The sequence below is a fragment of the Candidatus Rhodoluna planktonica genome (assembly GCF_001854225.1).
In the GTDB taxonomy this organism is placed as follows: Bacteria; Actinomycetota; Actinomycetes; order Actinomycetales; family Microbacteriaceae; genus Rhodoluna; species Rhodoluna planktonica.
Genome location: NZ_CP015208.1, coordinates 1,090,045 through 1,103,050 on the forward strand (window position 1 = coordinate 1,090,045; position 13,006 = coordinate 1,103,050).

A 13,006-nucleotide genomic window follows, 5' to 3' on the forward strand; every position below is an offset into this window, starting at 1 on the left:
TCGGATTAGTAGGTTTCATCCATCATTTTTTGTAATTCGCAGTAGTAAACCTTCAAACAATCGACTGCTTAGCGTCGGTAGAGTGAAGTCCATGACCTTTGAGAACACCTTCACTCAGGCAATTCGCCTCAACCCAGATATCGCCACCACCGCGGGCAAACTGGCTGATTTCCACGAACGCTTTGAAGAGGCTGTTACCTCGGCCAGCGAGAAGGCGAAAGCGAAACAGCACGCAAAAGGAAAAAACACCGCTCGCGAGCGAATCGAAATGTTGCTAGATGCCGGCTCTTTTGTCGAAATTGATGAGTTTGTGCGACACCGCTCGACAGCGTTCGGGATGGATAAACATCGCCCCTACGGAGATGCGGTGGTTACCGGAGTCGGAACGGTACAGGGGCGTCAGGTAGCCGTTTTCTCTCAGGACTTCACAGTTTTTGGTGGCTCACTCGGTGAAACCGCTGGAAACAAGATCATCAAGATTATGGATTTGGCTTTGGCGACCGGAGTACCAATTATTGGAATCCTCGATTCCGGCGGCGCCCGCATCCAAGAGGGCGTTATTGCCCTTGGTAAATACGGCGAAATTTTTAAGCGCAACACAATGGCTTCGGGCGTTATCCCCCAAATTTCAATCATCATGGGCCCGGCTGCAGGCGGGGCCGTTTATTCGCCCGCGCTAACCGATTTTGTGATCATGGTGGATAAAACCTCAAACATGTTTGTCACCGGCCCAGATGTAATCAAGACCGTCACCGGCGAAGACGTTGGCATGGAAGAGCTGGGCGGGGCTCGGGCGCACAATGAGCGTTCGGGTGTTGCCCACTACCTAGCAGATGATGAGGCTGATGCAATCGATTATGCGCGCGCGCTGTTGAGCTATCTTCCAGAGAACAACCTGTCTGAGACCGTGGTCTATGCGCCCGAGGGTGAACTTGAAATCACCGATGCCGATCAAAAATTGAACAGCATCATCCCAGATTCACCGAACCAGCCTTACGACATGCACGCGATTATCGAATCGCTAGTTGACTCGGGTGAGTTCCTTGAAGTGCAGCCGTTGTATGCCCCCAACATTTTGATCGGGTTTGCCCGAATTGATGGCCGCAGCGTAGGAATTATCGCGAATCAGCCACAGCAAATGGCTGGCACACTGAACATTGACGCCGGCGAAAAAGCCGCTCGTTTTGTTCGATTCTGCGATGCCTTCTCGATTCCAATTTTGACCTTGGTCGATGTTCCAGGCTACCTGCCGGGCACTGATCAAGAGTGGGCCGGCGTGATTCGACGCGGTGCCAAACTTCTTTACGCTTACGCCGAAGCCACTGTGCCGCTGGTCACAGTAATCACCCGTAAGGCTTACGGTGGCGCCTACATCGTCATGGGTTCGAAGCAGCTTGGCGCAGACATCAACTTGGCATGGCCCACCGCAGAAATTGCAGTCATGGGCGGTCAAGGTGCAGTCAACATTCTGTTCCGCGACCAAATTAAGAAAGCCGAAGAAACCGGCATGGATGTAAACCAGGTTCGAGCCAAACTAGCCGCCGAGTACACCTACAACGTTGCCTCTCCTTTCTTGGCAGCCGAGCGTGGCGAGCTCGACGGCATTATCGAACCGGCTGCCACTCGCATCCAGGTAATCAAAGCCCTTCGTGCCTTGCGCACGAAACGCTCAAACTTGCCACCCAAGAAACACGGGAACATTCCGCTGTAATGGACAAGTCAGAATCTTCGCTTCGCGATAGCCTTCAAGTTGTTGCCGGGAATCCAACTCCGGAAGAACTGGCTGCAGCTATTGCCGTACTCGAGGCGGTAAAGGCCGAAGACGAAGCAAATGCCCTGGGTTATGAACGCCCGCTGAAATCAACTTGGTCTCGAAATAGCGGCATGTTTCGTGCCGAACTTGCCCTCGGTCCTGGCCAGTGGCGGGCAGCATCCAGGCGGGGTCTTAACTAAATCTTTATCTTGTGTCCCCCGAAGAGGGGACACAAAACCGCTATCTAACAACCCCACTTCACGAGATACTAAGAGGGAAGTTGAAGCGACAATCTAGGGGGATTGCTTCAGCTAGGGGGAAAGTTGGGAAACCAACTTTAGGAAAACCGCTCGCAAGAGCGGTTTTCCTCATTTAACGGCTGTTTCAATTCAGATTCGGCCGCTATTGGGCAGGCTCTCGGGTGCCAAGTTTGAGCCAAATGTCGGGCTCTGGTTCACCAGATCTTGTGGCCATTAGGGTCAGGCGCCACGCTTCGCCAGCCGGCGCGCGCAAAGTGATTCGCCCCTGTGAAACGGTGTCAATCTTTGCGGCTACTTGGGAAAGCAGGGCCACCCGTTCGCTATCTGTCAAATCTTCTAGGCCGCCCTCATCTAAAAGGGTCACCTCTACCCCACGCGTACGAGCGTCATTTACGGAGCGTCTGATCTCATCGGTGATTAGTGCCTCGCCGCGAATTTCATCACGAAGGGCAGCCTCTAAGCGAACCGCCTGCTGTTTCAAACCATCATCGAGAAGGCCGCGGCTACTCACGATTCGGCTGAGTACCGGGCTTGCAGTTTCAAGGGCATGGTTGATTCTGCGCTCTCGCTCAGCTCTAGTGGCCGTAGTCTTTGCCGACTCAATCGCCAAGTTGACTGCGCGCTGATTGTATTCTTCGGTTTCGGCATTTAGGCGAGAAAGCCCGACATACATCAGCCAGCCTGCAGCCAAAAAAATCACAGCTCCAAAAATTCCGGTGCTGGCAATCGAGGCCAGCCCACCCCAGGCCACAACTTGGATAACCACCGAAGCGTTTCCGATCGCGGCAATCCACGGATGGCCACGCATCGCGGTAGCGCCGAGCATCGTAGCCATGGCACCAACAAACCAGGTTCCATAGGTTCCAATTGAATCCTTCGGAAGGTTCGGCAACAGCAGCATCGGAATCAGCAATGCCGGGATGAGATTGAACAGTGCCTGGCTGACCGGTATTTGCCAGCTTCGGTACCCGGCAATAGTGGGCACCATCGTGGTTAGGTATAGAGCCAGGGATACCCAAAGATAATCACCGGTTTCCGGATGCTCATAAAAACTAAAAATAGCGAGAGCGACCGGGTAAAGCGCAAACAGCATGGCCCCCAGAGTGAGCAGCCAGCGAGGAAACCTAGTCTGCATCTGAGCTCCAAGTCAAAACCAGTGTGGTTCCCTTGCCCGGCAACGAATCGATAAAGACCTTGCCACCGACATCTTCGACTCGACCAATAATTGACATTCGCAAGCCAAGGCGAGTCTTCGGGACTCGGCCTGCTCTAAAACCCGGTCCGTCGTCACGCACTACAACCTTGAACCCGGTTCGATTGCCGCGCAGAAACAAATCTCGCTCGGTTGCCGACTTGGCATGCTGCTGCGTATTAGTTGCCGCCTGCAGTGTGGCTTCAGTGAAAGCATCGGCCACCTCGACCGGAATTAGGAAGTCGTTGGTTTCGGCGACACTGATTTTGAATTCGGGTGCTGCCTGACGCACCAATTCTTCGACCGAGGCAAAAAAACTAACCAGCGATATTTCTTTTGCCGACTGTCCGCCCAATTTTGTTTGACCCAGTGATGTAAGCGCAGCACCAGCCAGTTTCTTGGCCTGCGTAATCTCTTCTTTGGTGTTGGCTTTAGAGGCCACGATTAGAGCGGTTAGAACTCGATCGTGGATTAGGGCCCCAACTCGAGAACGCTCTTTTTCAGCCGCATCGGTGGCTGCCTGCTTTGCCAAAGCTGTCGCCAAATTTTGATTTGCCTCGTCGGCTTGCTGTGCGGTGTAGCGCAGCAGCCAAAGGATTAGCGCGAAGGCCGTGCTGATCAAAAAAATGTAGAACGAATCTTGAATTGATCTCAGCGCAGTGGCGTTTCCGCCCTCTGGCGTTTGGTGGAGAAAAAACCAAACAATTGGATAGGCAAACAGCAGCGGGACCGAAATAAACCAACGCAGCGATAGTGCGCCGGCGATAGCCGCACCACCAATCACCCACCAGATCCAGGGCTGAAAAAATTCGGGCAGCGATGCGCTGTCACTTACCTGAAGTGGCCAAGTAACTAGAAGACCCAGAGATGTCAGCGCGTGCACCCGCTGGCCAATCTCGGGTCGGTCGGTTGAAAAAGCTGTCCAAGTCAAGGCCACGTGCGCAATGACAGAGATAGCAATTGCACCGTACCCAAAAATTGGGTCGAGCAATGGCAACTGGCCGAAGATGTTGATGGCAACTTCAACGGCGGCAATCAGCATCGCAATTGCATAAATTCGGGCCATCAAAATAACGACTCGATTGACCGAAAAAGTTCGGGCGTTCGACTCGCGGTTGCGGTTAGACATGGCTAGAGCTCACGCGCACTGTCATCAAGAATGCCATCTTCGATGGCACGCATCAGCAGCTCAGTTTTGGTGGAAGCAGGACGGCCGATTCCAGAATATTTGTGGCGCACTCGATCGATGTGCTCCTTGGCGGTACTCGGCGAAATCTTGAGGGCGTGAGCAACCTGCTTGAGAGCAAAACCTGAAGCATAGAGCGACAAAACTTCACGCTCTCGAACGGTCAGATTCGCGTCGCGCTTGAAATCAGAGTCGGCGTCGATGACGGCTGTGGTTTCGGTGTTGTTGACCACCAGCCCGTCAGCAACCAATGTTATGGCATTGAGCAATTCATCCATGCTTTGCGATTTGCGCACCAAAGCGGCCGCGCCAGCTTTCAGAGCAGCCTGCACTTGGAATTTTTTATCGGCAATACTAAAAACCAATACTTGGGCACCGTGCTTCAAAAGTTTGCGCACATTTTCATCAACCTGCGAGCCATCGGCTAACGAAAGATCTAAAACTGCAACGTCAATTTGCCCAGCCGGCACCTGCTCAATTAGTTGGCTAACCGTTTCGGTGGCCGCCAAAACTTCAAAACCACGTTGCTCACAGGCACCGCGGAAACCAAAACGAATAGCATCGTGGTCATCGACGATTGCAGTTCTAATTGGGTTGCCGAGAATGTGCATTTTGTTAGTCACGCACCAAACTTGCTACGCATTCAACGTGATGGGTGTGCGGAAAAAGATCGAAAGCACGCAACTGGGCCAAGCGATAACCGCCGGCGATAAACGACTTAAGGTCGCGGGCTAGAGCAATTGGGTCGCAGGCCACATAAATGATGTGCTTTGGAGCCAACTCGACTAGTCGCCCAACAACCTTTGCACCGGCACCAGAGCGAGGCGGGTCAAGAACGATGGTTGCCGAAGAATTGCGAGCCGTTGACTTTTCACTTAGGTGTTTGTCTAAAAATCGCTCGACCGGTGCACAAACTACCTTGGCTTTGCTCAGGTCATTCAGGTTTAGTGTGGCGTCATCGGTTGCCTGACGGAAGGATTCAACCGAGGTAATTTCAAGGTCTTTGCCGAACTTGGCCGCCAAAGCTCCGCTAAACAGACCTACTCCCCCGTAAAGATCGAGATTCTGCGCTGCCTTGTCGAAACCGACGGTCGCCGCCATCGAAGTAACAGTGTTTGCCAAAAGGTCAGCGGCTCCCCGGTGGACCTGCCAAAAACCACCACCTGAAATTCGGAAGGTGCGTCCGGCTGCGCGCTCGATCAGTCGCTCATCACCTTTGACCTTGCCGTCAATTCGCCATTGCGTGCCACCGGTGTTAGACGCGGCGATTTCGACCTTTTTGACGTTTTGAAAATTCTTGTGATGAAACTCTAGGTCTCTGATGTCTTCGGTTGCCAGTGGCAAATCTTTGACCCGGATGACTTCATGGCTACGCTCACGGTATGGGCCAACATTGCCCGCTTCATCTACATGCAACTGAACTCTTGAACGATAGCCAAGGCCGTTATTCTCATCGTCACCGGGAACAGGCTCAACAACAGGTCGCAGTTTGATGCCGGACATGCGGTCGAGTGCTTCTTCAATTACATCGGCCTTTAACTCGCGCTGTCGGTCCAACTTGATATGACCAAACTCGGCTCCACCGGCTCCGCCCGGGCCGGCCTGCTTCCAGACCTGAGCGACTCTATCTGGTGACGGTTCAATAATTTCGGTCGGTTCGGCTCGACAAAAAGAGCCGCCGCGATCTTCAAAGACCTGCGCCTTAACTTTTTCTCCTGGTAGAACGTGCGAAACAAAAACTACCCGCCCATCGTGGCGCGCAACGAAGATACCTCCGTGGGCGACTTTTTCAATATTGAGCACGAGATTCTGGCCAACCCAGTTTGTAATTTTGTTCACCCTAAGAGGTTACCTGTGTCTGGCAGACTTGGTCTGTGACGAAACTAATCTTGGCCTCTACCTCCCCGGCACGACTCACCCTGTTGCGTAACGCCGGAATCGAACCGGTGACCATGGCTCCCGAAGTCGACGAGGATGCCGTTGTAGCCGAATTAGTGGCTGCCGGAAAAATTACAAACACTGAGGAAATGGTGATGGCTTTAGCCAGAGCTAAAGCGGAGGCGGTGGCTAGCCGGCCGGAGTCGGCGGGTGCTTTAGTTTTAGGTTGCGATTCATCACTTGAGCTAGATGGTCAGTGGCTGGGCAAACCACACACCGCCGAAGTAGCCACCGCTCGCTGGCAGCAGATGCGCGGTCGCTCGGGCACCTTATTCAGCGGACACTGGCTGATTGACAACCGCACTGGGCTCGCGCTACCGAATTCAAATGGCGCGGTAGGAAAAGCTAGCGGAACAGTGGTTAATTTTGCCAACCTCAGCGATGCGGAAATTGCCGCCTATGTCGCCACCGGCGAACCGCTTAAGGTTGCCGGCGCCTTCACCATCGACGGACTCGGCGGAGCATTTTTGAATGGCATCGAGGGCGATGCTCACACTGTGATTGGGCTTTCTTTGCCGGTCTTGCGCCAGCTGACCGGAGAACTTGCCGTTGACTACACATCGCTGTGGAATAGATAGCAGAATCCTGGTTATAGGCAGCCACAGCACTTTCAAGAATTTTTTGTAGTTCTACGCCAATAAATTGAACCTCCTTGCCAATAGAGTTGTGGATTATGACAGTGCTGCCACGCAAAATCACAAAAGTTCTGGTTGCTAACCGAGGCGAAATCGCGGTTCGAATTATTCGCGCCGCCAAAGATGCCGGTATCGCATCGGTTGCCGTTTACGCCGATCAAGACCGCGATGCTATGCATGTGAAACTGGCGGATGAGGCCTATGCGCTGCACGGCACCACCGGACCCGAAACCTACCTGGTTATTGACAAGATTCTTGCGGCTGCTCGAAAGTCAAACGCCGACGCTATTCACCCCGGTTACGGCTTCCTGGCTGAGAATGCTGACTTCGCGCGTGCGGTTATCGCAGCCGGCATCATCTGGATTGGGCCATCACCAGAAGCCATCGAGCGCCTAGGCGACAAGGTATCGGCGAGACACGTCGCCGAGAAAGTTGGGGCACCGCTAGCTGCAGGAACCTTGAACCCGGTTTCTGGCGCCCAAGAGGTGCTTGACTTTGTTGCCATGCACGGTATGCCGATTGCCATCAAAGCTGCCTACGGTGGCGGTGGTCGCGGTATCAAAGTTGTCTACAACGAGGATGAAATTACCGAAGCCTTCGAATCAGCGACGCGAGAGGCAATTGCCGCTTTTGGTCGCGGTGAGTGTTTCGTAGAAAAATACCTCGAAAAGCCAAGGCACGTTGAGACCCAGTGCCTAGCCGATGCTTACGGCAACGTTGTGGTGGTTTCGACCCGCGACTGCTCATTGCAGCGCCGGCACCAAAAACTGGTAGAAGAAGCACCCGCACCATTCTTGACCGAAGATCAGGTTCGCCGACTTTACGAATCTTCGAAGGCCATTTTGAAAGAGGTCGGATACCAAGGTGCCGGAACCTGCGAATTCTTGGTTGCCCAAGATGGAACCATCTCTTTCCTAGAGGTAAACACTCGACTTCAGGTAGAGCACCCGGTCTCTGAAGAGGTAACCGGGCTAGACCTAGTGCGCGAGCAATTCAGGTTGGCCGAAGGCGGCGTCCTCGACTATGCCGACCCAGAGATTAAGGGCCACTCGTTCGAATTCCGTATCAACGGCGAAGATGCTGGCAGAAACTTCATGCCCGCCCCCGGGCCGGTTCACGTTTTCAAAGCACCATCGGGCCCCGGTGTTCGCGTTGACACCGGCGTTGGTGCCGGTGATGAGATTTCTGGCTCATTTGACTCGATGATCGCAAAGCTTATTGTCACCGGTTCCACCCGTGAAGAGGCATTGGCTCGCTCGCGTCGCGCTCTGGCCGAAATGGAAGTAGCGGGTCTACCGACCGTGCTTCCATTCCACCGCAAAATTGTCAACGAACCTGCTTTTATTGGCGACCTTGCTTCTAACAAATTTGGTATTTACACCCGTTGGATTGAAACCGAATGGCACAATGACATTCCTGCCTGGAGCGGCATGGCCGAAGCCGGTGCCGAACCGGCCGAGCGAAACAACGTGGTAGTTGAGGTTGATGGCAAGCGAATCGAAGTTTCACTGCCAAAACGATTGCTAGCCGGAGGCGGCAACGGGGTAACCGCTCACGCGCCACGACGAAAGTCACACTCGCATGCCTCGGCCACAACTGGAGCATCGGGAAATGCCATCAAAGCCCCGATGCAATCTACCGTGGTCAAATTTGCGGTCTCAGTTGGCGATTCGGTTACCGAAGGTGATCTTGTGGTTGTGCTTGAAGCCATGAAAATGGAGCAACCGATGACCGCTCACAAATCGGGAGTGATTAAGAGCATCGGCGCTGAGGTGGGAGCCACAGTTTCGGCCGGTACCTTGCTGGTTGAAATCGATTAGCTAATCGACCGGCTGGTGAAGCGCCCTGGCGGCATCAGAGATTGAGCCGGAAAGCGACGGATAAACCGTAAAGGTGTTGGCTAGCTCATCTACCGTGAGTCGGTTTTCAATGGCGACCGCAATTGGATAAATCAGATCAGATGCCCTAGGTGCAACCACGACACCGCCGATTACGGTTCCGCCGGTGGAACAAATCAGTTTTATGAAACCCTCTTCAACACCCTGCATTTTCGCCCGCGGGTTGGTAGCCAAGTCAATTTTCTCGACATAGCCGGAAACTTTTTTGTCTTTGATGTCTTGCTCTGACCAACCCACCGAGGCAATTTCGGGGGCTGTGAAAACGTTGGATGCCACGTTGCGAATCTGGGTTGGTGCAGCAACGTCACCCATGGTATGAAACACTGCGGTTCGACCTTGCATTGCCGACACTGACGCCAGCGGAAGCGAGGTGGAGCAGTCGCCAACGGCATAGACGTTGGCACGCGAAGTCCGGGCAACCTTGTTCACGATGATGTGGCCGGTCTCATTTAGTGCTACGCCAGCTTCTTCGAGCCCAAGTCCGGCGGTGTTTGGAATACCACCGACGGCCATCAAACAGTGGCTACCCTTGACGATTTTGCCGTCTGCCAAGGTGACCTCTACACCGTCGCCGGTGTTAACAACCTTGGCTGCGCGACTCTCAGAATAGATGTTGATTCCGTTCGCACGGAAGACGTGTTCAATAACTGCAGCAGCATCCGCATCATTACCCGGTAAAACAGTGGAACGGCTTGAAATCAAACTAACTTCAGCACCGAGGTGGCTATAGGCCGAGGCAAACTCAGCACCGGTGACACCTGACCCAACCACAATCATGTGCTCGGGCAATTCTTGTAATTTATAAAGTTGCGTCCAGTTGAAAATTCGCTCGCCGTCAGGGGCTGCGTCAGGCAGCGTACGAGGATGAGCGCCAACTGCGACAATCACAGTTTTGGCCTCTAGCCGCTCGGGTTTCTGGCCTTCAACTTCGACGATGACGTGGTGGTTACCGTCTAGTCGCCCAGAACCGTGAATGATTCGCACACCAGCTTCCATCAGGGTCTCAAGCATGTCTGAAGACTGCTCTTCGGCTAGGTCGAGCAATCTTTGGTTAACCGCACCAAGATCGACCTCGATCTTAGGCTTGATTTGCTGGCCGGCAAAAGAAAAACGCACACCCAGGCTGCTCGCATGGGTTACTCGACGCGCTGCCTCTGCGGTGGCAATCAAAGTTTTTGAGGGCACCACATCGGTGAGCACCGCGTTGCCGCCGATGCCCTGACGCTCAATTAGGGTCACTTCGGCGCCAAGTTGGCGACCGGCAAGTGCCGCTTCATAGCCACCCGGGCCGCCGCCGATAATTACGATGTGGTGTTTTTGCAATTCAATCACCCTCTCATTCTGCCAGCCGAAGGGTTTTACTCGGCCTAGGCGAGCAAGAAACTTACCGGCACCATAGACTCAAATTATGAATAATCCACTAGATGATTTGAGCGTCAATCCGTTTGAAATCGCCAGCCAAGCAGCTGAGGTTATCAGACAAAAAACTTCAGTCGAAAGTCACGAAATTGCTCTCACTCTAGGTTCTGGTTGGGCCAAGGCCGCAGATCTAATTGGTGAAACAGTTGCCACTATTCCGGCAACCGAAATTCCGGGTTTTTCTAAACCTGCTTTAGCCGGCCACATCGGAAACATCCGCTCAATCAAGTTGCCTAACGGCAAGCACGCGTTGGTGCTTGGCGCGCGTACCCACTTCTATGAGGGTCACGGTGTGCGTCGAGTTGTACACGGCGTGCGCACCGCAGCCGCTGCCGGCGCAAAAACCATGATTTTGACCAATGGCGCTGGCGGCATCAAAGATACCTGGAAACCAGGCACCCCGGTGTTGATAAGCGACCACATCAACCTGACTTCGGCAAGCCCGCTCGAAGGTGCAACTTTTATTGACCTCACCGATCTCTACTCGGCAAAACTTCGCGAAATTGCAAAAACCGTTGATGCCACGCTGGACGAAGGCGTTTACTGCCAGTTTCGCGGCCCACAGTATGAGACGCCCGCCGAAGTGCAAATGGCAAAGATAATTGGCGGTCACATTGTCGGAATGTCTACCGCACTTGAAGCCATTGCGGCACGTCAATCGGGTCTGGAAATCTTGGGTTTGTCACTGATTACCAACCTTGCTGCCGGCATTCAAAAAACCCCCCTGAGCCACCAAGAGGTAATTGAAGCTGGCGTTGCAGCCGAAGCTCGAATTAGCAAACTGCTGGCCGAAATAGTGAGCAAACTTTAGAAATGAACCAAAAATATCTAGCGGCCGCCGAAGCATGGTTAGCGCAAGACCCCGATGCGCAAACTCGCGAAGAGCTGCAAAAACTGATTGAGGCCAAAGACTATGCCGCTTTGGCAGAGCGATTTGAAACCCGCCTAAGTTTTGGAACGGCTGGGCTTCGCGGCGAATTAGGCGCTGGTCCAAATCGAATGAACCGGGTTTTGGTGGCTCAAGCAGCCGCCGGGATTGGAAACTACCTAAAGGGTCAGGGTGAAGCCCATCCGAGTATTGTGATCGGCTATGACGGTCGCCTAAACTCGGATGTTTTTGCCAGCGATTCGGCGGAAATACTGGCCGGACTTGGGCTCAAGGTTTTTCTTTTTGACTCGGTGGTACCAACGCCGGTTTTGGCATTCGCCGGAAAACATTTGAACACTTCGGCTGCAATCATGGTCACGGCTTCACACAACCCACCGCGAGACAACGGCTACAAGGTCTACCTGGGCGGCAACAACGGTGGCTCGCAAATTGTCTCGCCCACCGATAAACACATCGCCCAAGAAATCGAGAAGGTCGCTCAAACACTTACCTTTGGCGAACTAAAAAAGAGTCGCGCTTTCGAGATTGTCGGCGACGAGATTCGCGATGCTTATATCTCGCAAACGACCAAGCTGATTGACCGTATCGACAACCCTGATGCCCTTAGCATCGTCTACACGGCTATGCACGGTGTCGGTTGGCATGTTCTCAGCGCGCTGTTCCAGCGAGTCGGTTTGAACTTGCCGATTACCGTAGCCGAACAGCTGTATCCGGATGGGCATTTCCCGACCGTTGATTTTCCAAACCCAGAAGAACCCGGCGCGATGGATTTGTCTTTCGCAAAGGCCCGCTCTTACGATGCCGATTTGATTATTGCCAACGACCCGGACGCTGATCGACTAGCGGTGGCGATTCCGGCACCCGAGCAGGCTGCTGGGTGGCGCCGCCTAACCGGCGATGAACTGGGGCTGCTACTTGCAGATTTGATGGCCAGCAAAGCTGTTGAGTCGGGCCGCACCGGAACTTTGGCCAGTTCGATTGTGTCTTCGTCGGCACTCGGCGAGGTAGCAAAATTTTACGGACTTGGTTTCAAAACCACGCTCACCGGATTTAAGTGGATTTCCAAAGTTCCAAATTTGATCTTCGGCTACGAGGAAGCTTTGGGTTACTGTGCTGACATAAACCACACCCCAGATAAAGATGGCATTTCGGCGGCACTGCTAATTACCGAGCTGGCCCACAAATTAGCCGGCGACGGAAAAACTATTGCCGATAAATTGGCTGAGTTGGGATCTCGTTACGGCTACTACGAAACCGGCCAAATCAGCATCCGAGTCAAAGATTTGAGTCTGATTGCTCAGCTTATGCAGCGCTTCAGGGAATTGCCACCAAGCCGACTTGATGGTTCAAATGCTACGTTTACCGATCTGGCAATTGGTTCTGAGCAGCTGCCACCAACCGACGGACTACTTTTTGAATTGGCCGACAACCGAAGAGTGATAATTCGACCATCGGGAACTGAGCCAAAACTCAAGTGCTACCTTCAGGCGGTTGGCGACTCTAAGGCACACGCGAAAACCAAATTGAGTTCGTTGGAGAACGAAATGCGAGAGTTGCTAAAAATCTAGAGCAGGGCCTTACTAAGTTTTGCTGTGATTTCTTCAAGATCGAAAAAATGATCAATTGAAATAACCTCGGACTTAATTCCGGCTAGCAGCGGCAGCAAATCGGGTGTTGTCAAAACTATCTGAGCATCAACATTATTGCGGGCAGTCTCGACGCTGGCAGCCTCAACGGTGGCATCGATCTCTAGTTGACGCAGCACTTTTTCGGCATTCATTTTTAGCAAAACCGAGGTGCCAATGCCCATGCCGCACACCGCAATAATTTTCATAG

General features: G+C 53.3%; 12 protein-coding genes. 6 read left to right on the forward strand and 6 right to left on the reverse strand.

What is annotated here, in order from left to right:
- Positions 1–91 precede the first annotated feature (91 nt).
- Together A4Z71_RS05430 and A4Z71_RS05435 are read left to right on the forward strand one after the other, a co-directional pair.
- Positions 92–1,711, forward strand: coding sequence for an acyl-CoA carboxylase subunit beta (locus A4Z71_RS05430; protein WP_070954898.1), 1,620 nt, complete (start codon positions 92–94; stop codon positions 1,709–1,711).
- On the forward strand, positions 1,711–1,953 hold the full coding sequence (locus A4Z71_RS05435; RefSeq protein WP_070954899.1) for an acyl-CoA carboxylase subunit epsilon: 243 nt from the start codon (positions 1,711–1,713) through the stop codon (positions 1,951–1,953). The genes A4Z71_RS05430 and A4Z71_RS05435 overlap by 1 nt, the downstream gene beginning before the upstream one ends.
- A 202-nt stretch (positions 1,954–2,155) precedes the next feature.
- Here the strand turns inward: A4Z71_RS05435 and A4Z71_RS05440 are convergent, their stop codons facing one another.
- From A4Z71_RS05440 to A4Z71_RS05455, 4 genes are read right to left on the reverse strand one after another with little or no spacing between them, the layout of a single operon-like run.
- A complete protein-coding gene (locus A4Z71_RS05440) occupies positions 2,156–3,148 on the reverse strand; it encodes a hypothetical protein (protein ID WP_070954900.1) in 993 nt (330 codons plus the stop codon).
- Positions 3,138–4,334, reverse strand: a complete 1,197-nt coding sequence (locus tag A4Z71_RS05445) for a sensor histidine kinase (protein ID WP_070954901.1) — start codon at positions 4,332–4,334, stop codon at positions 3,138–3,140. The genes A4Z71_RS05440 and A4Z71_RS05445 overlap by 11 nt, the downstream gene beginning before the upstream one ends.
- 2 nt (positions 4,335–4,336) lie before the next feature.
- Entirely contained in the window at positions 4,337–5,014 is a 678-nt protein-coding gene (locus A4Z71_RS05450) for a response regulator transcription factor (protein WP_236858519.1), read from the reverse strand.
- Complete coding sequence (locus tag A4Z71_RS05455) at positions 5,007–6,230, reverse strand: class I SAM-dependent RNA methyltransferase (RefSeq protein ID WP_236858520.1); 1,224 nt, start codon at positions 6,228–6,230, stop codon at positions 5,007–5,009. Before A4Z71_RS05455 ends, A4Z71_RS05450 begins: the two co-directional genes overlap by 8 nt.
- A 35-nt stretch (positions 6,231–6,265) precedes the next feature.
- Between A4Z71_RS05455 and A4Z71_RS05460 the strand changes: the two genes are divergently transcribed.
- A complete protein-coding gene (locus A4Z71_RS05460) occupies positions 6,266–6,907 on the forward strand; it encodes a Maf family protein (protein WP_070954902.1) in 642 nt (213 codons plus the stop codon).
- Between the two features lie 95 nt (positions 6,908–7,002).
- The gene (locus tag A4Z71_RS05465) at positions 7,003–8,784 is read left to right on the forward strand and encodes an acetyl/propionyl/methylcrotonyl-CoA carboxylase subunit alpha (RefSeq protein ID WP_070954903.1); all 1,782 of its coding nucleotides are present in this window, start codon (positions 7,003–7,005) and stop codon (positions 8,782–8,784) included.
- On the opposite strand, the gene A4Z71_RS05470 is transcribed toward A4Z71_RS05465, so the two are convergent.
- Positions 8,785–10,194: an NAD(P)H-quinone dehydrogenase gene (locus A4Z71_RS05470; protein WP_070954904.1), complete on the reverse strand. Its 1,410-nt coding sequence runs from the start codon at positions 10,192–10,194 to the stop codon at positions 8,785–8,787.
- Positions 10,195–10,270: 76 nt separating this feature from the next.
- Between A4Z71_RS05470 and A4Z71_RS05475 the strand changes: the two genes are divergently transcribed.
- Complete coding sequence (locus A4Z71_RS05475; RefSeq protein WP_070954905.1) at positions 10,271–11,092, forward strand: purine-nucleoside phosphorylase; 822 nt, start codon at positions 10,271–10,273, stop codon at positions 11,090–11,092.
- A 2-nt stretch (positions 11,093–11,094) separates the two neighbouring features.
- Entirely contained in the window at positions 11,095–12,738 is a 1,644-nt protein-coding gene (locus A4Z71_RS05480) for a phospho-sugar mutase (protein ID WP_070954906.1), read from the forward strand.
- Here A4Z71_RS05480 and A4Z71_RS05485 read toward each other — a convergent pair.
- A complete protein-coding gene (locus tag A4Z71_RS05485) occupies positions 12,735–13,004 on the reverse strand; it encodes a PTS sugar transporter subunit IIB (RefSeq protein ID WP_070954907.1) in 270 nt (89 codons plus the stop codon). The two genes, A4Z71_RS05480 and A4Z71_RS05485, sit on opposite strands and share 4 nt — an antisense overlap.
- Between the last annotated feature and the right edge of the window lie 2 nt (positions 13,005–13,006).